18 protein-coding genes, 1 pseudogene and 2 riboswitches are annotated in these 23,990 nt (G+C 62.9%); of the genes and pseudogenes, 13 read left to right on the top strand and 6 right to left on the bottom strand.

The genetic code is table 11. The features are described 5' to 3' along the window. Window positions 1–75 precede the first annotated feature (75 nt). Window positions 76–819, bottom strand: a complete 744-nt coding sequence (locus Q2T94_RS07225; protein WP_302262616.1) for an ATP-binding protein — start codon at window positions 817–819, stop codon at window positions 76–78. A 22-nt stretch (window positions 820–841) separates the two neighbouring features. Continuing rightward, a complete protein-coding gene (gene istA / locus Q2T94_RS07220) occupies window positions 842–2,494 on the bottom strand; it encodes an IS21 family transposase (protein WP_302262615.1) in 1,653 nt (550 codons plus the stop codon). Between the two features lie 145 nt (window positions 2,495–2,639). Between istA and Q2T94_RS07215 the strand changes: the two are divergent. The 7 genes and pseudogenes from Q2T94_RS07215 to Q2T94_RS07185 all read left to right on the top strand — a co-directional run. Beyond that, window positions 2,640–2,840, top strand: a pseudogene (locus Q2T94_RS07215) (recombinase family protein); the annotation flags it as partial. A gap of 204 nt (window positions 2,841–3,044) precedes the next feature. Continuing rightward, complete coding sequence (locus Q2T94_RS07210) at window positions 3,045–3,374, top strand: metal-sensitive transcriptional regulator (protein ID WP_302263464.1); 330 nt, start codon at window positions 3,045–3,047, stop codon at window positions 3,372–3,374. Window positions 3,375–3,412: 38 nt separating this feature from the next. Continuing rightward, on the top strand, window positions 3,413–3,739 hold the full coding sequence (locus Q2T94_RS07205) for a heavy-metal-associated domain-containing protein (RefSeq protein WP_367281529.1): 327 nt from the start codon (window positions 3,413–3,415) through the stop codon (window positions 3,737–3,739). Window positions 3,740–3,825: 86 nt separating this feature from the next. Then, window positions 3,826–6,111, top strand: coding sequence for a heavy metal translocating P-type ATPase (locus tag Q2T94_RS07200; protein ID WP_302263463.1), 2,286 nt, complete (start codon window positions 3,826–3,828; stop codon window positions 6,109–6,111). Between the two features lie 720 nt (window positions 6,112–6,831). Next, window positions 6,832–7,005: riboswitch (cyclic di-AMP (ydaO/yuaA leader) on the top strand. 87 nt (window positions 7,006–7,092) lie between these two features. Next, window positions 7,093–8,016: a M23 family metallopeptidase gene (locus tag Q2T94_RS07195; RefSeq protein ID WP_302263462.1), complete on the top strand. Its 924-nt coding sequence runs from the start codon at window positions 7,093–7,095 to the stop codon at window positions 8,014–8,016. Between the two features lie 127 nt (window positions 8,017–8,143). Then, window positions 8,144–8,297: riboswitch (cyclic di-AMP (ydaO/yuaA leader) on the top strand. Between the two features lie 5 nt (window positions 8,298–8,302). Beyond that, complete coding sequence (locus tag Q2T94_RS07190; protein WP_302263461.1) at window positions 8,303–9,169, top strand: C40 family peptidase; 867 nt, start codon at window positions 8,303–8,305, stop codon at window positions 9,167–9,169. A 490-nt stretch (window positions 9,170–9,659) separates the two neighbouring features. Continuing rightward, on the top strand, window positions 9,660–10,472 hold the full coding sequence (locus tag Q2T94_RS07185; protein ID WP_302263460.1) for a glycoside hydrolase family 16 protein: 813 nt from the start codon (window positions 9,660–9,662) through the stop codon (window positions 10,470–10,472). Between the two features lie 263 nt (window positions 10,473–10,735). Here Q2T94_RS07185 and ccsB read toward each other — a convergent pair whose 3' ends face one another. From ccsB to Q2T94_RS07165, 4 genes are read right to left on the bottom strand one after another with little or no spacing between them, the layout of a single operon-like run. Then, window positions 10,736–11,752 carry a c-type cytochrome biogenesis protein CcsB gene (gene ccsB / locus Q2T94_RS07180; RefSeq protein WP_302266375.1) on the bottom strand — a complete coding sequence of 339 codons (1,017 nt, stop codon included), beginning with the start codon at window positions 11,750–11,752 and terminating at the stop codon, window positions 10,736–10,738. 20 nt (window positions 11,753–11,772) lie between these two features. After that, window positions 11,773–13,392, bottom strand: a complete 1,620-nt coding sequence (resB, locus tag Q2T94_RS07175; protein ID WP_302263459.1) for a cytochrome c biogenesis protein ResB — start codon at window positions 13,390–13,392, stop codon at window positions 11,773–11,775. Next, the gene (locus Q2T94_RS07170; RefSeq protein ID WP_302266374.1) at window positions 13,392–14,156 is read right to left on the bottom strand and encodes a cytochrome c biogenesis CcdA family protein; all 765 of its coding nucleotides are present in this window, start codon (window positions 14,154–14,156) and stop codon (window positions 13,392–13,394) included. Before Q2T94_RS07170 ends, resB begins: the two co-directional genes overlap by 1 nt. Before the next feature lie 26 nt (window positions 14,157–14,182). Beyond that, on the bottom strand, window positions 14,183–14,809 hold the full coding sequence (locus tag Q2T94_RS07165) for a TlpA family protein disulfide reductase (protein ID WP_302263458.1): 627 nt from the start codon (window positions 14,807–14,809) through the stop codon (window positions 14,183–14,185). Window positions 14,810–16,765: 1,956 nt separating this feature from the next. Here Q2T94_RS07165 and Q2T94_RS07155 point away from each other — a divergent pair. The 6 genes from Q2T94_RS07155 to Q2T94_RS07130 all read left to right on the top strand — a co-directional run bounded on the left by Q2T94_RS07155 (window position 16,766) and on the right by Q2T94_RS07130 (window position 23,636). Beyond that, window positions 16,766–17,638, top strand: coding sequence for a F510_1955 family glycosylhydrolase (locus Q2T94_RS07155; RefSeq protein WP_302263457.1), 873 nt, complete (start codon window positions 16,766–16,768; stop codon window positions 17,636–17,638). After that, window positions 17,635–18,318 (top strand): GNAT family N-acetyltransferase, encoded by a 684-nt coding sequence (locus tag Q2T94_RS07150; protein WP_302263456.1) that lies wholly within the window; start codon window positions 17,635–17,637, stop codon window positions 18,316–18,318. The genes Q2T94_RS07155 and Q2T94_RS07150 overlap by 4 nt, the downstream gene beginning before the upstream one ends. Window positions 18,319–18,571: 253 nt before the next feature. Beyond that, window positions 18,572–20,620 (top strand): copper-translocating P-type ATPase, encoded by a 2,049-nt coding sequence (locus tag Q2T94_RS07145; protein WP_302266372.1) that lies wholly within the window; start codon window positions 18,572–18,574, stop codon window positions 20,618–20,620. A gap of 88 nt (window positions 20,621–20,708) precedes the next feature. Then, on the top strand, window positions 20,709–21,200 hold the full coding sequence (locus tag Q2T94_RS07140) for a DUF6153 family protein (RefSeq protein WP_302263455.1): 492 nt from the start codon (window positions 20,709–20,711) through the stop codon (window positions 21,198–21,200). Between the two features lie 92 nt (window positions 21,201–21,292). Then, entirely contained in the window at window positions 21,293–21,901 is a 609-nt protein-coding gene (locus Q2T94_RS07135) for a DUF305 domain-containing protein (RefSeq protein ID WP_302263454.1), read from the top strand. Between the two features lie 208 nt (window positions 21,902–22,109). Then, window positions 22,110–23,636, top strand: a complete 1,527-nt coding sequence (locus tag Q2T94_RS07130; protein WP_302263453.1) for a multicopper oxidase family protein — start codon at window positions 22,110–22,112, stop codon at window positions 23,634–23,636. Window positions 23,637–23,990: the final 354 nt, after the last annotated feature.

Genomic DNA, 23,990 nt, shown 5'->3' with positions numbered 1-23,990 from the left:
GCCTGTGGAACGAACCGGTAGCACTGGTGCGAGGACCCGGTAGTGCCCGAACCCTCGCACCAGCACCCCACCGCTTTAGCTTGCAGGCTCAGCTCCTTGATCGGCGTGGGCGCGCCGGCGCATATTCGGCCCGTCAAGCTGGATCAGTTCACTGCTGGAAACAATGCGGTTAAGGATTGACTCGGCGATCACCGCATCGTGCAGCGACTTGTACCAGTCCTCGGGATCGAACTGCGACGTCACCACCGTGGCGCCCCGGTGTTCACGTCCTGCAAGGATATTGAGCAGTTCGCTCGCAGTCTCCGGGCTGATCGGCGTGGTCAGGAAATCATCCAGGACCAGGACATCGCAGTCGTGCAGGTCTCCGAGGAACTTCAGCCGTTCGGAGTCCGCCCGATGATAGACCGCGAGCTTATTGGCCAGGTCATCAAGCCGGAAGTAGCGTGCCGTGTGGTCGTGCCGGCAAGCCGCGTTGACCAAGGCCTGGGCCAAATACGATTTGCCGACACTTGATTTCCCGAGGATCACCAGATTCGTCGTCTGCTCAATCCACTGGCACGACGCGAGCCGTGCCACGACCTCCCGGTTCAGCGTCCTATCGGGCAGATAGTGGATCTCTTCAATGCAAGCGGCCGGGTTGGGCGTTTTCGACTCCTTGAGCAGTTTCACCACCCGACGCTGGGCCCGGGCCGTGGTCTCCTGGTCCAAGGCGTGACGGACCTTGCGGGAGAACGTCCATTCGTCATAGGCCGGATCGTTGGCCATGTCGATGACAGCCTGGCCGAACGCGGTCATCCGCAACCTGGTAAACAGCCCCATGTCATCTTCCGTCAGGTGGTGGTCAAGCACGGCCTTCCCCCGTCGTCGGCTCGGTCAGGCTTGCGTTGGTCAGCGCCTCGAGACTGAACTGCGAGATCCCGTCCAGGTGGGCACGGCTGGTATCCCGGACGCCCACCGTTCTCCCCGTCGCAGCGGACGGCCCCGGGCCAGGAGCGAGAGTTGCAGGACGCCCGGCATGGTCCGCACGCAGGACGGCGATGCGATGCTTGACCGCGGTATAGCTGATCGGGTTCCTCGCGTCGTGCACGCAGAGGTCGTGGCAGGCCTGTTCCAACAGGCTGCGGTTGTTGCCTTTCCCCAGCTCGAGGATGTTCAAGCACGACCGGTAGCCCTGGGCTTCGATCTTCTTCCGCTCCAGCAACCGGGTCAAAGCCTGGACCGTGTAGGGGCCGACCTTGGTCGCTTGCCGGATGAAATAGGCCCGGGTCCATAGCAGTGAGGTGTCCTCATACCCGTGCGGCGCATGGTCGGCGTCGGTGACGTAGGAATGACGCCGCGCCCCACGCTGGTGCGAAGCGATCACTGCCCCGCCGGCAAGGATCGTGACCTGCTCACCGACCACCCGCACGTCCAGGGTCTGCCCGGCGTGCTGGTGCGGAACCGAGTATTTGATCGTGTCGACCTGCACGTGCCAGTCCCGCGAGACCTTCGCCTTGCGCCACTGAACTTCCCGCCACGGCTCATCCGGGAGGCCGATCAACTCGGGGCGCTCGGCTTCCTCGAACCACTCACGCCGGGAGCGGGGCTCACCGCGGAAGGGCGTCCGTTCGTTGATCATGTCCATCTGTTCGGCCACGGCCTCATTGAGCTCATCCAGGGTCGTGAAGCGCCGGTCGGCAAGATAGTGGATGATCCAGTTCGTCACGATCTTCACCCCGGCCTCGACGTGGCCTTTCTCTTGCGGCTTGTAGGATCCGGTCGGGACTGCCGCGCTCTGGTAATACTCCAGGAAAGCCTCATAGGACTGGTTCACGTCCCGGGCCTTTTCATAGCGGCTGATCTGGTTCGAGGCGGTCGAGGCATTGTCGGGAATGACCAGTTGGGTCACGCCTTGAAAATATTCAAAGGCCCTGCGGTGCATCTGGCACCACGCTGGAAGCTTCTCGTCCAGGGACCCGTACGCGAAGATCATGCCCGAATACGGCAACGACGCCACGAAGACCGAGACCTTCGTGGTTTCCCGGGTGATGGGGTCGGTCAGCTGCATCTTGGTCCCGGCCCAGTCGACCTGCATCGTGCGTCCGGGTTCGTGCGTAAGCGGGCTGGTCAGGTCGTTGGCCTTCACGTGCTCGGCAACGATCTGGCAGAACCGTTCATACCCGTAAAACCGGGCGGAGCCCGTGTGCGGGGTGTCCAGGTAGCGGGCCCACATGACCTTTAACGGTGGCTTTTTCCGGCCGATCCGGGCCTTCACCACGGCATCGATGTTGACGGGAACGAACTCGCTGGACACGTTCTTGCGGCCATCGCTGAAAAGCCGGTCAAGGTCCTCATCGCTAAGCGCACCGACCTGATCAAGGGTGGTCAGTTTCTGGTCGTCAAGGACCTGGCGGGCCTTGGAGATCGTTCGATGCGAGCAACCGGCTCGCGCTTGGACCTGCCGATACGAATTGCCCTGCACCAGCAGGGCCATGATTTGTTTGTAATCAGCCACTACGGTCGGTTTCCTTTCACTGTCCACGACCTGTTGCCGTGGGTGAAAGCAATCCTGACTCTGAATCCCCCGAAGCGCTACCGGATACTTACATTTTTGCTACCGGTTCGTTCCACATGCGCTACCGAAAGCTCCGCCTAAACAGGAGCGGGTCAACGCCGGGATCGCCGCCGCCCGGCAAACCGGCACCCGATTCGGCCGGCCGCTCTCGGACCCGAAGGTGATCGCCGACAAGCTCGCGATCGTTAAGGACGCCCGGTTGAAGGGACGCACCGCGGAAGACGCGGCACGTTTGGTCGGGTGGAGCCGCGCGACGCTCTACCGCCACCTCGGCCCGAACGCCTGATCCGTCAAAAGCCAGTGATCACTGATGCCCCAGCGGAGTGCAGAGGACCCTGGCACCAAATGACCCGTAGTCCGGGACCGCGATCACACGCTTAGCACCAACCGCTGCACCGCTGGCCTTCTGGCCGAGAATCAGTCTAAGCCGTGACAAGCATACCCCTTGGGGGTACTTGACAATATACCCATAGGGGGTATCATTTGGGATATGGAAAACACTGCACTTCCGGTCGACGAGCACGTCGGGCACGGATACACGGCCCACAAGGATGCCTTGACGAAGCGACTCAGCCGCATCGAAGGCCAGGTTCGCGGGGTCAGCCGCATGGTGAACGAGGACAAGTACTGCATCGACATCCTCGCGCAGATCTCGGCCATCAATGCGGCCCTGCACAAGGTCAGTCTCGGCCTGTTAGAAGAGCACGTTTCCCATTGCGTTGTGAATGCCGCGGAGCAGAGCATCCAAACTGGGGACCGGTCCCACGTGGACGAGAAGGTTTCCGAGGTCACCACGGCCATTGGCCGCCTGCTGCGCTAACCGCCACACGCGTTTCCAACACCCCACAAGGAGAACCCATGAGCAACGAATCAAGCTGCGGTTGCGGCGGCTGCGGCTGCGGAAGCAACTCAAACGAAGGCCTCACCATCACTACCAAACCCTCCGAGGAAACCATGAACCAGAACAACATCACCCTGAAGATCGACGGCATGACCTGCGGCCACTGCGTCTCCTCCGTCACCGAGGAACTCAACGAGGTCCCCGGGGTCAGCAATGTCGAGATCATTCTGGCTGCCGGAGGAACCTCCACCGCGACCGTCACCACCAACTCAGCCGTCGAAAACTCTGTTCTCGAAGCCGCAGTGACGGAGGCCGGCTACACGCTCGTCTCCGCAAGCGCCTAGGCATCTCCCCACTCACCCCAGGGGCGGGGGCCGGTCCTGACATCCGGACCCTCCCGCCCGTTGCGGCCGAGACAAGAAATGGAATCATGAGCAACGACATCACGTTCCCCACCAACCAACGCATCGTCGAACTGGATATCCAGGGCATGACATGCGCATCCTGCGTGGGCCGGGTCGAGCGAAAACTCGGCAAGATCGAAGGTGTCGAGGCCCTCGTGAACCTGCCGCTGGAATCGGCACGCATCACGGTCCCCGAAAACATCAGCGACGAACAACTCATCGCCACCGTACAGTCCGCCGGCTACCAGGCAAACCTCAAGGTCGACCAATACGCCACCGCGGCAACCACCGCGCAGACCGAAGCGCCGGCCCGGACAACGGAACCACCCAAGATCCGCGGCACCAACCACGCCGCCGAGTCGGCCGGCAGCGACCTGAAAAAGCGCCTGATCGTCGCCGCGATCTTCACCGTGCCGCTGTTCATCATCTCCATGATCCCGCCGGCACAGTTCCCCCACTGGGGCTGGGTCGCACTTGTCCTGGCAACGCCCGTGACCTTCTGGTCCGCTTGGCCATTCCACCGCGCCGCGGCGATCAACGCCCGCCACCTCGCCTCCACGATGGACACCCTGGTGTCCGTCGGCGTATTGGCCGCCTACTTCTTCTCCCTCTGGCAGCTGCTCATCGACCCCATGATGACCGCCCACACCGGCATGGCCATGAGCGAGCACCTGCTCTACTTCGAGACTGCCGGCGTTGTGGCCACGTTCCTGTTGCTGGGTCGCTGGCTCGAGGCCCGCGCCAAGTCGCGCGCCGGCGACGCCCTCAAGTCCCTGCTGGACCTGGGCGCCAAGGAAGCCACGGTGCTGCGCAACGGGGTGGAAACCAAGATCGCGGCCTCCGAGCTGGTTCCCGGCGACGAGTTCGTCATCCGGCCCGGGGAAAAGATCGCCACCGACGGTTTCGTCGTCACCGGCCACTCGGCCATCAACACTGCACTGGTCACCGGCGAATCGGTGCCCGTCGAGGTGGGCCCCGACGACACCGTCACCGGCGCCACCATCAACACCTCCGGGACCTTGCTGGTGCGCGCCACCCGAGTCGGGGCGGACACCACCTTGGCCCAGATGGGCCGGCTGGTCTCCGAGGCGCAGACGGGCAAGGCGCCCATCGCCCGGCTTGCCGACCGCATCTCCGCCGTGTTCGTGCCGATCGTGCTGGTCATCGCGGTGCTCACCTTCGTCCTCTGGCTGGTGTTCACCGGAGACGTGCACTCCGCATTCGTCGCTTCCGTCGCGGTGCTGGTCATCGCCTGCCCTTGTGCCCTCGGTCTGGCCACCCCGATCGGGCTGCTGGTGGGCACCGGTCGCGGGGCCCAGCTGGGAATCCTGATCCGCGGACCGCAGGTCCTGGAGGACACCCGCAAGATCGACACCGTGCTGCTGGACAAGACCGGAACCATCACCGAGGGCAACCTCACAGTCACCTCCACCACCCCGGCCGCCGGATTCGACGAGCCTGAGCTGCTGGCCCTGGCCGGGGCCGCCGAGTCCGGCTCCGAACACCCGATCGCCCACGCCATCGTCGCCGCGGCCCGCGCCAAGGCACCGTTGCAAGAGAGCCGCGGATTCAATTCCGCACCAGGCGGCGGCGTCCGCGCCACCATCGGCACCCGCGTGGTGGTGGCGGGCCGGGAAAGCTGGTTGAAGGAAAACGGCATCGAACTGACCGACGAGCACCGTGCCGCCCTTGCTGCAGCGCAGCAGGCCGGAGCCACCTCCATCATGGTTGGCGTCGACGGGTCCCTCGCCGGACTGGTGAACCTGACCGACACCATCAAGGAATCCTCCGCCACCGCCATTGCCAAGCTCAAGGAACTGGGCCTGCGCCCGGTGCTGCTCACCGGCGACAACGCCGCGGTGGCCAAGCTGGTTGCCGCACAGGTCGGAATCGCCGAGGACGACGTCTTCGCCGACGTCTTCCCCGACGGCAAGGCCCACGCCGTGCGCGAGCTCCAGGAACGCGGGCAGGTTGTCGCAATGGTCGGCGACGGCGTCAACGACGCACCGGCACTGGCCCAGGCCGACCTGGGCATCGCCATGGGATCGGGCACCGATGTCGCCATCGAAGCTGCGGATTTGACCATCATGGGCAACGACCTGACCCAGGTCGCCCAGTCCATCGAGCTGTCCCGCAAGACCCTGGGAACCATCAAGGTCAACCTGTTCTGGGCGTTCGCATACAACACCGCCGGCATACCGATCGCGGCACTGGGGTTCCTGAATCCGATGATCGCCGGGGCAGCGATGGCAGCCAGCTCCGTGCTGGTGGTCGCCAACTCGCTGCGCCTGCGCAGCTTCGGGCGCAAGTAAGAGGGCTCGCTCCTCCAGCTTCGAGTAGCGGCACTCACCCACGCACGCTGTCCCATTGCAGGATGTGGTGGGGGTTAAACGCATGTGGGACCCGATTAATATCGAGTCCCACGGCGTGCACCGGCCAGAGGATTTAGGTCTCACCGGTACAGCGACTGCAAGCTCCGTTCAAAAAACCTGCAGTCGCCTAGAAAGAGCTTATCAGAGCGTCGTTTACAGTCGAAGCATCCGTCCTGGCTGATCCTTTTACCGTCATGTTGGTTCTTGTATGGGCAGATGTCATGGTCCGCACCAAAGGGAAGCGTAGACCAGCATCGACAATTCAAGTGGCAAACGCCGTCGTCTGCGCAGATGAGGACTTCTTCCAGGAGCTGCCCTTGAAACGGATGAACCTCACAACCGCTATCTCGGCATTTCCCTGCCCTATCACCTATCACCTATCACTTCGGCGATCCGTTGCTGCCATACATGCAGGACCAAGGAGGGATTGGACGTGTTCTGACACATGAACACGCGGAAAGGGGGCAGGACGGAACCAGCCATAGGCAAGCTCGCCGCGCGAATGAAACCCATGGCCTCACTTTCGCCCGAAGACCGAGACCACGCGTTTGTCCGCCGCATGGACTGATAACGGAATTATAACTTTGGCATATACCCCGGTAGAGTTACACGTTGGGTTTCACTTACGCAAATCCGTCCCGATCCGGCTCGCATAACCCTACCGGCGGATCGCGGAGCAAGAATTCCCGGTGGGGGCGGAGGACCCATTCAACAGTTCCTGGTCTTGGACCACGGATCTTGGGGTGAAGCTGAGTCCACTATGTAGGCTCAGCCGAGTTGATCTCATGACTCGAATCCGACAGCTAACTTCGCAGGCGATACATGAGAGGTAGACATTTGACTCAGCAGCACACTCCCGGGCGCCGCCGTGCTTCCGGCCCCGTTGATGCTACGCCTGCTGAAGGTTCACTAGAGCAGATCGTGGACACCGCACTGAGTAGTGAAAGCACTACCCGACGTTCCGGTCGACGCGCCCTGAGCGCGGTCCCGGATTTCGTCGAGACCCCTGACAGCGTGCAGTACATCGGCCGCCGCTTCGTAGCGGGCCTGCGCTATGGCGCATCCCCGGACGCGGAAGCAATTGCCGCCACCGAAATTCCCGTCGCCCTGGCTGCGCCCGCAGCACCCCTTGTCGCCCCGGCCGAGGTCGACGAACTGGACAATGTCCTGAAGTTCGAGCCCCGGACGCAACGCCCACGACTTGGGTATGCGCACATGATCGCGGCCGTCGCAGCCGTTTCCGGCCTGGCATTCGCTGCCATCACCCCGGGGCAGGATGTCGACGAAGTTGCCTCGGATACCAAGCGTGTCGCCCAGACTGCTGTCGCAGATGTCAAGGCCCCGGTCGACGACGAGGTCAAGATCGAGCGGGCCTCGTTGACCAGCGAGTTCACCGAGGAAGACAAGCTGGCAACGGTCGTGACCGCTTCCGGCGGCGACGTCACCAAAGTCGAAAGCGGCGGGGTCCTGGCCCAACCGTTGGACACCGTGCGATTGACTTCGCGTTTCGGGTTCCGGAAGAATCCGACCGGCCCGGGTTTCATGAACCACAACGGGCTGGATTACGGCGCCGCTTGCGGGACCCCCGTGAAGGCCAGCGCCGCCGGCACGGTCGTGCAGTCCGAGTTTGCCGGCCACTCCGGCAACCGCGTGCAGATCGACCATGGCAACGGGCTGGAGACCAGCTACAACCACAATTCGGCACTGAAGGTGTCGGTAGGCCAGAAGGTCAAGCGCGGAGAAGTTGTCGCGCTTGTCGGCACCACGGGCAACTCGACCGGCTGCCACGTCCACCTTGAGGTCATCGTCAACGGCAAGTGGGTAAACCCCGAGGCTTGGTTATAACGGTAATTGTCACCGTTCCGTGACCAAAACGTGACTTGTGGATTAGCTTCATATATTCTAGTTAAGTGACCCGGGATCCACCCTGTTCACCGCCGCGGGAAGTGCCGAGCACTGCCAGCCCACGGTGTCCGTTCAATTACTCGTTTGGCAGTGGCGGGGGACCCACATTCGGTTTCCACACAGGAAGCCTTGGGGTTAAGTGGTTCGGCCTGGCGGCCGGATTGCCGAGTGACTCCCACTCGAACCCGACAGCTCACCTCGCAGGCATCAGGAGAGGCATTACTACGTGACTACACGTCAAGCATTGGGCCGCCACCGCGCGACCCCGGTTCGGAACAACCCCCTCGAATCCATCTCGAAGGCCGTTGCCTCGAACGCTGGATCCGTTGGCCGCCAGGCAGCAGTCGTTGCCGCCGCATCCGGCCTCGTCCTCACTTTGGGCGTTCCGGCCCAGGGTGATGTTTCCCGCGAAGCAAGCGCCGTTCCCGTTGAAGGGCTTAGCCCGGAGCGCGTAGCCGTCAAGGCCGTTTCGGTCTCGGCGTCCAAGGACTTGAACATCGAGCGCGCAGCGTTCACCTCCAAGCCGGCACCCGCCCCGGTCGTCGTCGCCGTGGCCGAGGAAGCTACCCCGCGCTCCAACGACACCGCTCCGGTGACCCGTGCCAGCACAAACTCGAAGTCCACCGCTCCGGTGACCCGTTCGAGCAGCGCCTCGGACGCCAGCTCTCCGATGACCCGCTCGAACCGCGATTCCGCCCCTAAGGCCGTCGAGGCCCCCAAGGTCAAGAGCGACTCGATGAACACCGCCAACCTCTCCGGCATCGCGGCAACTGCGGCCAAGTATGGGGGCGTTCCCTACGTCTGGGGCGGCAACACCCCCTCGGGCTGGGACTGCTCCGGCTTCGTCAAGTACGTCTACGCACAGCACGGCATCAACATCGCCCGCGGCACCTCGGCCATCCGCGCTTCGGGCCAGTTCGTGCGCACCAGCTCCCCGAAGCCGGGCGACCTGGTCTTCCAGAACGGTGGCGGACACGTCGGCATCTACCTCGGCGGCGGCAAGATGATCGGTGCCCAGAACCCGACGACGGACACCCTGCTCCACGATGTCACGCGCAACCCCCTCTACGGGTACTACACCCTCAAGGGCTAAGCACAAGCGTTCCGGGGCCCCCGATCGATCTGTAAGGATCGATCGGGGGCCCCGTTTCTTTTACCAGGATTTTTCAAATGGCTGGTTCTTGGCATCACGCCGGCGATCAAAACGCCACTTTTGACAATTAGTCGCAGGAAAGCCGACACGACGGTAGATTCCCCTCCGCAAACCCCCACCGAACCCTTATCGCGTCGGAAAGGGTTCGGTGGGGGCGGAAGCTGCAGGAGTTCCCATGCCGGTCAGATACCGATCGTCCATGAGTCCCCGCAAAGTCATGTCCGGGGTATCCCGAAGGCCGGAATGTTCGGTGTTCTGATCGATGGAGACCCAACCTGGTAACGGGTCTCTGCACGCGCGGACTCGTTGGCAAAAACCTGTGAGCTTGCAAGGAATGCATGGCCGGTAGCAACGCACACACATTGCTGGGCGCGATCGCTGCGGCTAGCATCGGGAAATGCGCAGGAGGAACGAATTCCGTGTTGGGGCCATGGCCGGATGCATCGGGCTGGGGCTGCTGTTGGCAGGATGTTCTTCCCAGGATCCCATCCTGGAAACCCGCCCTGGCGCGGCTTCCCAGGATGGGATCCTACTGGACGAAGGGTTCAACGGCGATACGCTGGATACCGCCCTCTGGAATACGTGCCATTGGTGGCAGGACGACGGCTGCACCATTGCGACCAACAACGAACTTGAATGGTATCTTCCGCAACAGGTCAAGGTCTCCGAAGGGGCGCTTCACCTGACCGCCGCGCGCAGTGCGATATCCGCATCCGACGGCAGAAGCTATGCCTTCGCTTCGGGCATGGTGACCACCGGTCCGCCGCTCTACAATATGGCACCCAAGCTGGCGTTCACGTATGGGACGGTGGAAGTCCGGTTTCGCCTTCCTGCAGGCCGCGGCCTGTGGCCCGCCATCTGGCTGCTTCCCGCCAGCCAGGACTCCCGGCCCGAAATAGACATGCTGGAAGTCACCGGCGAGGATCCTGGCCGCCTGCGGATGCACCTGCATCCCAAGGACAGGTCGGCCCCATCCATCGGAAAGGATTACCTCCTGCCGCAAGGCGCTTCCCTGGCCGACGGCTGGCACACCATCGGCCTGGATTGGTCCCCGGGCAGGCTGGATTTCGTCCTCGACGGAAGGCGGGCATGGCGACTGGACGGTAAGCAGGTGCCGGACGAGCCGATGTATCTGGTGATGAACCTCGCCGTCGGGGGCGAGTACCCGGGAGACCCTGACGAAAGCACCCAGTTCCCGGCGACCCTGAGCATTGACCATGTCCGGATTCGTCGCAATGGCTGACCTGGCATCGGTCTGATCGCCTCCTACTGGCGCGAATGCGCAATCCGTTGCGGCCCAGAACAGACGCCCTGTTGCCAGGGAGCGGGCCAACCTCTTGCGTGTCGGGTTTTGGTGCACGGATGCCGCGGTGGTGCTGGCCCTCGCCGTTGTCGCGAACATCATCGGCTACGTAAACGCCTAGGGAAACTCCACGGCCGCGCCCCCCGCGTGTGTGCACGCCTTCGCAGGCGGTCAGGCCCGCCATGATTCCCGCGGACGATGGTTTAGACTCCGGCGTAGGAGTGCAGGCCGTTGAAGTAGAGGTTCACGACGGTGAAGTTGAAGACGAGGCAGAGGTAGCCGATGATGCTCAACCACGCCGAGCGTGCCCCGGTCCAGCCGCCCGTCGCCCGGGCGTGCAGGTAGCCTGCATAGACGACCCAGATCACGAAGGTCCAGACTTCCTTGGTGTCCCAGCCCCAGTAGCGGCCCCAGGCGGCCTCGGCCCAAATGGCACCGGCTATCAAGGTGAAGGTCCACATCACAAAGGCAACCGCGTTGATGCGGTAGGCGAAGTTTTCCAAGGGCGCCGCGCCGGGGACCAGGCGCATGAACGGCATCTTGTCCTTCCTTCCGGCGGCCAGGGCATCCATGCGCGTGTGCTGGACCAGTTGGAGCACGTTCATCGCGAAGGTGATGGTGAACAGGGCGGAGGCCAGCACCGCGATGGAGACGTGGATGATCAACCAGTAGCTCTGCAGCGCGGGCACCAGGTGCGCCACGGGAGTCGGGAAGCCCATGGTCGCGCCACAGAGCATGACGGTGACCAGGCCGATGACGAAGGTGCCCATGAAGCGCAGGTCCTTCCTCAGCAGCACGAGCACGAAGACGAGGGCCACCAGGAACGAGCCAGTGGAAAGGAACTCGTACATGTTCCCCCACGGCACCCGGTGCGCGGCAATGGAGCGGCCGGCCACCGCGAACCCCTGCATGAGCACGCCGAGCCAGGTCAGGGAGACGGCGACCTTCGCTGCCATGCGCCTTCCGGAGGTCATGGTGTAGTCCATCGAGTCATTGACCAGTTCGTCCACTGAATCGGTGGACGGGGGAGCCCCTGCTGAACCGGAAGCCACGAGGACCTTCTTTTCCGAGGCGAGCGTTGCGGCGTCGATCTCCCGGATGAGCTTGCTGGACTTGGCAAGGTCCCACGCGAAGGCCACGAAGGCTGCCGCATAGACGATTGCTGCCAGCAACATGAACAGGTCGCTGTACTGCCCCAAGGCCACGTTGATCGTGGGCATGTCGTTTTCCATTCGTTTTCCTAGACTCCGGCTCGCTGAACGGCGGGCCACTGCTGTTCAAGGAGCTTGCGCAGCTCCTTGGCTTCGGCTTCAAGTCCGTGGTCTTCGCCACGGGCCAGCAATCCGTATTCGATGACGCGCTCTTCACGGCCCGAGCCGTCAACGGAGGTCTTGATTCTCACCCAGGCCCGGCGGCGCGGGGTAAAGAGCGAGATGCCCAGACCCAGCAGCGAAAGGGCAGCAAAGACCGCGACGGGGCGCTTGCTCGGGTCGTAGGCGATGTCCACGCCGATGAAGCGCTTGAGTCCGTCAAAGGAAATGCTGCCCTTGCCGTCGGGCAATTCGTAGGTTTGCCCGGCGCCAAGCACGATGCCGCCGGCCTCAAGCTCTCTGCTGTTGAGCTCCGTGAGCTCATCGGTTTCCAGCACGTAGACGTTTTGCGGCGTGCCGTCATCCAGACCCAGGTCCCCATAGTAGGAATTCAGCTGGAGCTGCGGGTTGATCGCGTTCGGGTCCCCGGAAATGGAGAACCCCGTCTCGTCGGTCATGGCGGTGGGCAGCAGGAATCCCTGGAACCCCAGCTGCTCGGGCTTGGCGTCGGGGACCTTGATGACCATGAGTGAGGTGTACATGCCATCCTGCGGCACCGAGACCACGGGACCGCTGAAGGCAATGTTTCCGTCGCCGTCTCGCACGGTGACCACCGGTGTGTACCCGTTGCCGACCAGGTACATGTCGGCGCCATCGATGCGCAGGGGGTGGTTGACCCGAATCGTTTCCTTTTCGGGTTCGGCATTCGGGTTGCGGCGGGTCTCCACCTCGGCGGTGAAGTCGATGGGCTGGCCGAAGTGCGTGGTGGATTCGCGGTCGAAGGTGACGTTAAATTTCTCGAGCTTGACCGAATACGGGTCCAGGGAGTCTTCCTGGAACCAGGTCCCGGGAGTGAACGCGTCGTAGGACACCAGGGAGTTCACGAAGGTGTCGCCCTCCACCAGGAGTCGCTGTCCGTTGTAGCCGAAGGCGCCGCCGATTCCCACCGATGCCAGGAGTCCCACCAAGGAAATGTGGAACAGCAGGTTGCCGATTTCTCGGGTGTACCCGCGTTCCGCACCCACCGACGGGCTGGCACCCTCGGTGCGGGCCTCGGAACGGTAACCGCGCTTTTTCAGGAGCTTCGCAGCCCGCTCGACAATTTCCCCGTCGCTGAGACCAGACTCGGAGGCCGGCTGGATCTGGATCGTGCCGTTTTGCGGGAGGCGGTTCAACCGTGAGGGCGTGCGTGGCGGCGGCGTACGCAGCGCCTGCGCGTGCTTCTTGACCCGGGGCAGGATGCAGCCGATCAGCGAGATGAACAGCAACAGGTAGATGGCCGAGAACCAGACGGAGGAGTAGACGTCGAAGAGCTGGAAGCGGTCGAGCCATTCGCCGGCGGTCGGCTTGTTGGTCAGGTAGGTGGTCACCTGCTCCGGGTTGACCGAGCGCTGGGGGAAAAGCGAACCGGGCACCGCCGCCACGGCCAGGAGCAGCAGCAGGAAGAGCGCGGTGCGCATGCTGGTGAGCTGGGTCCAAGTCCAGCGGAGCATGCCCCCGAAGCCCAAGGCCGGGACCGCAATGTCTTTTTTGGAATCTTTTTTTGCCATTAGATGGGCAACCTGACCTCATTGGTGAACCAATCCTGCAATTGCGTGACCCAAAAGCCCCACAGGCCGGTGGCCATCAGGATTCCCAGCAGGATCAACATGCCGCCGCCGAAGCGCATGATCGCCAGCTGGTGCCGGCGGAAGAATTGCATGGCACCCATGCCGCGGCGGATCGCCAGGGCGATGCAGAGGAACGGCAGTCCAAGGCCAATGCAGTAGAAAAAGGTCAGCAGGGCGCCCTTGGCAACGTTGGCGTCGGGGCCACTGCTCATGATCAGAACGGCGGCAAGCGTCGGCCCGATGCAGGGTGCCCATCCGAGTCCGAAAGTGACACCCAATACCGGTGCACCCCACAGTCCGGCGGGGGGTTTGCGGTGGATCTTGGCTTCGCGTTGCATGAAGGAGAATCCGCCCATGAACACCACGCCCAAGAAAATCACGACCAGGCCCAGCACTTGGGTGACCCACGATCCCTTGTAGATCATCCAGCCGGCGATTTGTGAGAAGACGACTCCGGCCAGCATGAAGACCGCGGTGAAGCCGAGGATGAACAGCCCGATGCCGGCGGCCATGCGGCCGCGTTTTTGCTCGGCGAGGTCGGCGCCGGAGAGGCCTGTGACGTATCCGAGGTAGCCGGGCACCAAGGGCAGCACGCATGGGGACAGGAAGGACACGAGTCCGGCCAGGATGGCCACGGGCACTGCAAGTAGCAGCGATCCGTCCTGGACGATCTCGGCAAACGGGTTTCCTTGGGCCGGCAGCATGAGGGCTCCGGCCAGTACGGGGCTGATCACAACGACTCGGTGAGAGCCGTGGTGATTAGTGCCTTGAGCGTAGCTTTTTCAGCGACGCCCAGGATCCGCGCGGAGACCCGTCCCTGCTTGTCCAGCACCAAGGTGGTGGGCACGGCCTTGAGCGGGACGTACTTGGTCATGGCCAACTGGATGGCGCCCTGGGTGTCCTGGATGGAGGGGTATTTGATGCCGAAGGTGCGCTCGAAGGCCTCGGCCGCTTCCTTTTCGTCACGCACGTTGATGCCAACGAATCCGACCTGGCCTTCGAACTCCTTGCTGAGTTCAACCAGGTGCGGCGCCTCGATGCGGCACGGTGCGCATGCGGCGTACCAAAAGTTCAGGACCGTTGCCTGCCCGGCCCACTCGGCCGAGTCAATCGTGGTTCCGTCATAGGCCACCGCATTGATCTCGACCGGTGCCGTGCGGGATTCCGGACCGTATTCCTGGACTGACCCGTCGCCGGCAATGTAGTTCTTGTTGTTTCCTTCGCGGGCCTGCTTGGCCAGGGGGTCTTCTTCGCCGATGCAGGCCGTTAGCGGCAGCACGGCAGCTCCAAGTAGTGCGGCACGCAAGAAAGTACGTCGTCCCAAGCGCTGTGCTTGGGACGAGATGGGATCGGTCATGATCTCAAGCTCCAGGGATGTTCGCAGCGTTGGACAAAAGGCCCACGCCGGGTTAGGTATAGCGGACTGCGACCGGACTTTCATCTTCAAAGTCCAGGCTAGTCACGGAGGTGAGAGTGCATTCGCGTTTCCGCGGGTTGTGCCACAGGGTCTTGCCTTCGCCGGAGCGGCGTGTCACTCAGATGGGCAGCCGGTGGCCATCATTCGTTCAATCTGGTCCCGGTAGGGTTCCCCCCAGGATGGACGAAATGGGTTTGCGACGTAGGACCCTCAGTCGGTCCTGGAACAGGGACAAGCCCTCGGAACGGTTCGCCGCCTCGGTGATTCGCTCATCCGTGACAAGGTCCAGGAGCGGGGCACTAAAGGCGGGCTTCGCCGTTTTCCGAACCCGTACAAGCTGGGACGAGACCACGTGGGTGTTGTGGCGTCCGGCTCATGCTCTCCGGTGCAGAAATCTGCCGTCCGAACGGCCCTTTGATGGCCTAGATCGGAAAGGTGGAACTTCGGCGTTCGACCACAGAGGACCCTGTCCGGGTTATGCACTCCGCCATGACGCAGCAGGTGAACGGTAGCAATCGACATGGCCCAAGTATCTCAAATCCTTGTTCAACAACCTAAACCAAGATGATGGCGATGACCCCCACCGGGAACCGCAACGATGACGTCGACAGGACCCGTTCATGGCACCGCCAGACCGTTGTCCCCGTGGCGGAAGAGGTGATTATTTAGCCCTTTCCCGGTTGTAACGGGAACTCATGGCGTTTGGTTCGGCGGTGGGGCTGCAAAAACAGTAACGGCGGGGCGAACATGCCCCCCGGAATGTTTCCGGCACGGGCAGCAGCATTCGTCCAGCGCCCCGCACGTTTGCCGTTTTTCGCACGAGCTATTGTAAAATGTTTGAGAGTTTAGTATAAGCAATCTTTTGCCGGGCATGGTGGTGCCGATCGTAGTCGCTGCAGCCCCTATCCCGCACTCGACAACTATCGTGGAACCGGAAGCACGTTGTGGCACTAGGGCCGGTTCGATAAGAATTTCAGGGAAGTGAGTACTCCGTGATGAAATGCCGAGCATTCTTGGCTCTGGCGTTTCAACCTGCTTTCATTCTGGTTGCGCTGGCTTTGGGCCTGCTCGGCATGCACGTTCTCGGCGTGGACCATCAGGTACCCAATGCCGCTCATGGTTCCAGTGTCGCGGTCAACGAGCAGGACAACGGAACAGGTTATTCCCAACCCACGACCGCATGGCCAGTGGTAGCGCATCACATTCCGGTCGAAGATACCCAGGCTTCCCTTGCTGGGAGCTCCTTGAGCGGTATGGAATCGACCCTGATCGGCATGTGTGTCCTTGCTCTATCCTTGGGCGGATTGTTCTCACACCTTCTCACCTGGGCGTTTCAACCTGTCCCCGGGAGGGGGCTAGCCGCCCCGCCCGCTCTTTGGCTCCCCCGAATCCGTTCGCGTGTAACCCCGTCGCTGGTTCAGCTTTCGATCAGCCGCACGTAAAAAGGGGATAGGCCTAGCCCACGCTGAGGATACGATCCTCCCGCGAGGGAGCATGCCTCTATTGCCGGCAAGACGCCACCTTCAAGGAGAAGAGACTGTCCCCTCGAGGGTGGGCCGGCATGGACCGTGCCGATCTCGCAAAAACACCACAGGTTCGTTCAGGGACCGGTGTCCGTGGGCACGAAGAACGGGTTTGATGCCACCCCGGGGGACCGCCGATGGTGCCATGCCGGAGTCCATGATCCCTGGTCTACGCGGCGTCAAGCGTGGCATCATGACTTAGATTTCAGGCGCTTCCCGAATCCACGAAGCGCTCACCCAGTAGCCTCGGCCTGCCGAAAGACGGTGTTCGTCGACGGCAGCTGCAATCATGCACCAACTGGGTGCCCCTTGGGACCCCAGCCTTCACACATGCAGGCTTGCTCCCTTTTATCGATGTTATTTATGGAGAACCATGTCTTTCCCCACTCGTATTTTTCGCCAGTCCCACATCTGGCCCGCTACGGCAATTGCCTTACTCGCCACCCTGGGACTTGCCGCGTGCGGTGCAACCCCAAATTCGAATGCAGACGAACAGCCACCGGCCAATCCGTTTGGCCATATCCATGCCATCAGCATTGAAGAAACAACACAACGGGTCCTGCTCGCTACCCATAACGGCCTCTTCGACGCCACCGAGACCGTTCCAAGGAAAATCGGCCCCACCATCGACCTGATGGGATTCGCTGCCTCATCGACCGGGACCTTCTATGCTTCCGGGCATCCCGGTCCAGGTATTGATCTGCCCAATCCCCTGGGCCTGATGAAATCGACCGATGGCGGGGAATCGTGGATACCGGTCTCCTTGCAGGGGTCATCCGATTTTCATGCCATGACCGTGACCAGCGACCAAATTGTTGGATTCGACGGGATTCTTCGCTCGACGGTGGACGGCAAGGAATGGTCGGACGCCGGACCGATGTCACCTTCCCCGTATGCGTTGGTGGGAAGCCCCGAAAATACCGTCGTTCTGGCCACCACCGAGGACGGAGTATGGCGATCCGTTGACAGTGGAGATACCTGGGAGACTCCGGATGGGGGACCGAGGCTGCTCACGGCCGCATTTGCTGATCCGATGACCGTCGTGGGCGTAACACCCGAGGGAAGCGTGTATCTCAGCGACGATGCCGGCCTTTCGTGGGCCTCAACCAAAGCCGAAGTGGGCCAGCCATCTACCATGGGCGCCACCCGAACCGCGGATGGAAACATTTCCGTCTGGATGGCCATGGAACGTGGCCTAGTCAAGTACACCTATGACGGCACCACCTTCACCGAGGAAACCCCATGAGCCAGAAACCTCCGAAATTTCCCAGCACACGCTCCGTCGTGGTCATCAGGGAAGCCACGGAAGAAGACTTGCGTTTGATGGCTTCCGACGTGATCCGGTATCTGCCCGACGGGCTGTTCCCACGCCTGGGAAAACGCTTCGTCCGGCGTTGGATGAAAACCTTTCTCACCCAACATCATGGGGTCGCACTTGTCGGTGTCACGAGCGATGCCCAGCAGCAGCAAGTCGGCTTCCTGATCGGATCAACCAACCAAATCCGCCACGTCGCAGATGTTCTCAACAACCACAAGTGGGGTCTCCTGCTCTCTGGACTGATGGCACTTTCCATCAGGCCACGGGTACTTCTCCACTTCCTGCGCACCCGGGCCCGACCGTACCTGCGCCGCATCCTGAGGCGCACGAACGGCCCGATTGCCGGGGCCAACCCCCGGCCGGCAACGGCCGTGATCACCTCGCTCGTGGTCCTGCCCACCCTGCGGGGCGGGGGCATCGGAAAGCTTCTCGTCGAGGAATTCCTCAACCGTGCCGTGGCGGACCGGGCAGCCCTGGCCGAGCTTGTCACCACGGCAGGGGCAGCAGGGGCAGGGGAGTTCTATAAGAAACTGGGCTGGACATGCGTTGGGGAACGCCATTCCAAGGACGGGACACCCATCCACACCTACCAACTTTCCCTGCCGTAGAAGATTGGGGTGGCAACGCAGGGCCCCGGCCAAGCGATGTTCTACGGCACCGGGCTATGGCCAAAAGCCAAGACCTCCGGGTCGATCATCACTTGAACAAACATACCCCGTGGGGGTATATTTGGGGTGTTGTCAGTGAAGCCTCGCATGTCAGTCGTCGGCAGTCCAGCCGCCGAGGCCGTTCAGTACACAACGAAGGAGAATGATGGAAGAGCGCAACCCCGGGCACGTGCGTCAGGATTCGGTGCCGGGCATGGATCACGCGGCCATGGGTCACGGGGAGATGGATCATGATGACCATGCGGTCCACACCCAGGGCCAGCATGCCGGGCACAGCACCGCCATGTTCAAGAACCGGTTCTGGTTGACCTTGGCACTGTCGGTTCCGGTGGTGTACTTCAGCCCCATGGTCGGGCACCTGCTGGGATACGTCCCGCCGCAATTCTCCGGCGCACCATGGATTGCCCCGATCTTGGGCACCGTCATCTTCTTCTATGGGGGCCAACCGTTCCTCCGGGGCGGATGGCAGGAAATCAAGGCCCGGCAACCGGGCATGATGCTGCTGATTTCCATGGCCATCACCGTGGCGTTCACCGCCTCTTGGGTGACAAGCCTGGGCTTGGGCGGTTTCGACCTGGATTTCTGGTGGGAACTGGCCTTGCTGGTGGCCATCATGCTGCTGGGGCACTGGATCGAAATGCGGGCATTGGGTTCGGCCCGCGGCGCCCTGGACGCGCTGGCGGCACTGCTCCCCGATGAGGCAGAGCGGGTCATCGACGGCGGCACGGAAACCATCAGCCTCACCGAACTGGTGGCCGGGGATGTCGTCCTGGTGCGCTCGGGCGCGCGGATGCCTGCCGACGGCGTGATCACCGAGGGTTCCGCCGAGGTGGATGAGTCGATGATCACCGGGGAGTCAAAAACCGTCCCCCGCACCGTCGGGGACCCCGTGGTGGCAGGGACCGTTGCCACCGACAGCTCCCTGCGCTTGAAGGTCTCAGCCGTCGGGGACGACACCGCACTGGCAGGGATCCAGCGACTGGTGGCCGAGGCCCAGTCATCCACCTCCCGGGCCCAGGCGCTGGCAGACCGGGCCGCTGCGTTCCTGTTTTACTTTGCCGCCGGCGCCGGAGCCATCACCTTCATTGTCTGGTCGCTGCTGGGCAGTATCCCGGATGCGGTGACTCGCACCGTGACGGTCCTGGTCATTGCCTGCCCGCATGCCCTGGGGCTGGCCATCCCGCTGGTGATTGCCATCTCCACGGAGCGGGCCGCCCGGGCGGGCGTGCTGATCAAGAACCGCATGGCCCTGGAACGGATGCGCACCATCGATGTGGTCTTGTTCGACAAGACCGGCACCCTGACCAAGGGCGAACCGGCACTCACCGATGTCGAGACGATCGATGGCCTGTTGACCGATGACCTGTTGGCCCTCGCCGCCGCCGTCGAGTCCGACAGCGAACACCCCGTGGCTCGCGCCATCGTCAACGCCGCCCAACTCGCGGGTGCACCCGTGCTGACGGCCACGGATTTCCGTTCCATGACCGGCCGCGGGGTCCAGGCAACCGTTGGCGGCACGGCCCTCGCCGTGGGCGGGCCCGCCCTGTTGGCGGAACTGAACCTGACCGAGCCCGAGCGCATCGCGATGGCAACAAGAGGTTGGAAGGAGCGGGGCGCCTCGGTGTTGCACGTGATTCGCGACGGAGTCGTGATCGGGGCCGTCGCCCTGGAAGACGAGGTCCGGGACGAATCCCGCCAAGCCGTCCAGGCCCTGCAGGACCGCGGCATCAAGGTCGCCATGATCACCGGGGATGCACGTCAGGTGGCCCAGGCCGTGGCCACCGAACTGCACATTGATGAGGTTTTTGCCGAGGTCCTGCCCCAGGACAAGGACCAGAAGGTTGCCGAACTGCAGGGCCGCGGGCTCAAGGTGGCCATGGTCGGTGACGGCGTCAACGACGCCCCGGCCCTGGCCCGTGCCGAGGTCGGGATCGCGATCGGGGCCGGCACGGACGTTGCCATGGAATCGGCCGGGGTGGTGTTGGCCGGCAACGACCCCAGGGCCGTGTTGTCCATGGTGGATCTCTCCCATGCCAGCTACCGGAAAATGTGGCAGAACCTAGTGTGGGCCACCGGCTACAACATCATTTCCGTACCCTTGGCCGCCGGGGTGTTCGCTTTCGCCGGCATCGTACTCTCCCCTGCAGCCGGCGCGGTGCTGATGTCCCTGTCCACCATCGTGGTCGCACTGAACGCCCAATTGCTGCGCCGGCTCAGGCTCAACCCCGCCGACGCCCGCTGATACCGGAATCCGAGGATTCACCCAGCCTGCACCCGTAAGATACACAACTAACCCACCACCTCCGGACATCCACAGGAAGGACCCCGCCGTGCGCACGACCCCAGCCCCGTCTGCCAGGGGTTCCTTCCTGTCCACGCTCGGCTTGGTGGCCATGGTGCTTGCCATTGTCGCCGGCCTCCTGGGCATGCATGTCCTCGGCGGGATCCAAGTAACGGCCATGGAGTCGGCATCGATGCCCAGCCGGGCCGCGGCAACATCTCCCACCGTGCAAGCCATGGAGCCGAACCACGCGGCATCCACTGACATTCTCCCGGCGACCCATCTGGTTGCCGACGCGCTCCTGTCTGCACCCCAGGGGATGCCGATGGGCTGTGACGGATTCCCCTCCGACGGCCACAGCATGGGCAGCCACGAAATGTGCGTTCCCGCTTTCGGACCAGAGCTGCCGAACCTTCCTCCGCCGCGGATACTCGCTTGGACACCCACGGTAACGGCATTCACCAGCGCCCCGGGACCCAAATCGGGGGGCCGAATTCCCGATCCTCCCTCGTTGGCCGAACTCTCGATCCTTCGAACGTAAACCGATGATGTTACCTGCCACCTCGGTGACAGGTCCCTCAACCGGGTGCCCCACGGGGTGCCGTTTACCGCGAGAAACTTTTTAGCGAAGGAATGATCCCCTTGAAGAAATTTGCAGCCCTCACAACCACCGCCCTGGCCGCCGCGATCGCCTTGACCGGATGCGGTGCCGGGTCCGGCAATGAGATGGAAGGCATGGACCAAAGCCCCACCGCCACCTCCGGCAGCCAAACACCCGCCACCAACGCGCAGCACAATGCCGCTGACACGATGTTCGCCCAAATGATGATTCCCCACCACGTCCAAGCGGTGGAGATGAGCGACATTATGCTAGAAAAGTCGGACCTGGACCCCCAGATCGAGAAACTGGCCCAGGACATCAAGGCCGCGCAGGCCCCCGAAATCCAAAAAATGACCGATTGGCTCACCGGGTGGTCCGAACCGACCGCCATGGCCGGAGACCACGGCATGGACGGCATGATGACCGACGCCGACCTGGACAAGCTCAAGTCCGCCCAGGGCGCCGAGGCCACCAAGCTGTTCCTGACCCAAATGATCGCCCATCACGAAGGGGCCGTGAAGATGGCCCAGACCGAGGTCACCGGCGGCCAGAACGCGGACGCCGGGGCCCTGGCTAAGGACATCGTTTCCTCCCAGGAAGCCGAGATCAAGGACATGAAGGACCTTCTCGCCACCCTCTAGCGACCCTCGCTCCTGCCTTTTGCGGTGGTGGTTCCGAGATGTTTCGGAACCACCACCGCACCCCTTCTTCCCCGCCGGGTACGACCGGGCTTAATCCCGCATGCCTCTTTGCTGTGCCCGGAGGATATCCCTGTGCTTCAGCGCTCGGTCGCTGCCATATCTCCCCGTTCGTTCCTCGTCTGAACATATATTCTTGAAGGATTCACTCATGACCTATCAATTGAACCGGCGCTCCTTCCTGGGCCTTTCCGTGGCGACGACCGCCGTGGCGGCCTTGGCCGCATGCGCGCCCACTCCGACCGCCCCCGCGGGGGTCTCTCGCATCCTGCCCACGGACCCGCTCATCTCCGCAGCCGAAGCCCAGCGGGCCAGCACCGGAAAGACCGTCAGCCAAACCCTCACCGCAGGGCCTTTGTCCACCACCCGGGCAGGGACGGACATCACCACGTGGGGATACAACGGTTCCCTCGTCGCACCGACCCTGCGGGGCTCGGTCGGTGACCAGCTCACCGTCACCGTCGCCAACAAACTCACCGAATCCACCAGCATCCACTGGCATGGGCTCGCCATGCGCAATGATGCCGACGGCGTGCCGGGCCTTACCCAGGAACCTGTAGATGCCGGCACCGAATACCTCTACGATTTCAAGTTGCCGCACCCGGGCACCTATTGGTACCACTCGCACGTGGAGATGCAGCGCGAACGGGCACTCTATGGTGCCTTGATCATCGACGACCCGCAGGAACCGTTGACGTACGACAAGGAGTGGGTGATCGTCCTGGATGACTGGCTCGACGGCGTCACCGGGACCCCTGACGACGTCATCAAGGAACTGTCCAAGGGCATGGGAGACATGGGCGCCATGGGCCACGGCGGCGACAATGGTCCGATGGTTATGGGCCACATGCTCATGGGTGCCACCAGTGATTTCCTGGGCGGGGACGCCGGCGACGTTGCCTACCCGCTGCATCTCTTCAACGGCGCCAGCGCCGAAAAGCCGGAGACCTTCAAGGCGGAACCGGGTGACCGCATCCGGCTGCGCATCATCAATGCCGCCGGCGACACCGCCTACCGGATCGGGGTCCCGAACCAGCAACTCACAGTGACCCACACCGACGGCTTCCCCGTCGAGCACACCGATGCTGATGCCATCGTCCTGGGCATGGGCGAACGCATCGATGCGCTTTTGACCGTCGGTGCCGGCTACACCCCCGTAGTGGCGTTGGCCGAGGGCAAAGCCCAAATGGCCTACGGACTTCTCTCCACCGGCACCGGTGACGTCCCGGCGAGAGTGGACCTCCCGAAGTCCTTGACGGGCAAGGTTGTCCACGGTGGCCAGCTCACCGCGGACCCGGCCGTGCGGCTGGCTGCCAAGGCGCCGGACCGGGTCCATGAGCTGCGGCTGACCGGCGGGATGGCGAACTATGACTGGGGTATCAACGGCCACCGATTCGACATGACCAAACCCTTCGAGAAGGCCTTTGACATCCAGGCCGGTGAACGGGTGGAGGTGAAGTTCGTCAACGACACCGAGATGTGGCACCCGATGCATATCCACGGCCACACCTTCCAGATTGGGGAAACCGGGGCGCGCAAGGACACAGTCATTGTCCTGCCCAAGGAAACGGTCACGGTCCAGTTCGACGCCGATAACCCCGGACAATGGCTCACCCATTGCCACAACGCCTTCCACGCCGAACGCGGCATGATGGGAGTCTTCTCCTACCTCAGGTAGAACGAAGCCTCCGGCGCCGCAATGGCTACGGGGCGGGTCCCCTAGCCCAGGCCTTCAACAGCAGTGGTGATCCATGCCGGGACCGCGGCGGTGTCCATGAGCTCTTCCCCTGTCTCTTGGACAGCGAGCAGCCCTGAAGGGATACCGGTCCGCGTCAATGACACCGTGGCCGTTCGGGGCGACCTTCGAGGTTGGGTGGTGAGTCGGCCCCGCGCCGCAGGCCCACAACCGGTGGTCGAGAGGACGCACGTGGCCGTTGCCCCCAGCAGGTGCCTTCGGCCTACTCGTTGAAGCAGTGGCGGCCGGACATCCGCCATGAAGAAAAGCTCCTGCCGGGCGCGCTGATTTGAACGA

The sequence above is a fragment of the Paeniglutamicibacter sulfureus genome (genome assembly GCF_030512175.1).
GTDB lineage: Bacteria > Actinomycetota > Actinomycetes > Actinomycetales > Micrococcaceae > Paeniglutamicibacter > Paeniglutamicibacter sulfureus.
The sequence above is the reverse complement of the archived record's forward strand: the minus strand, read 5'-3'. Positions and strand labels throughout refer to the sequence as shown.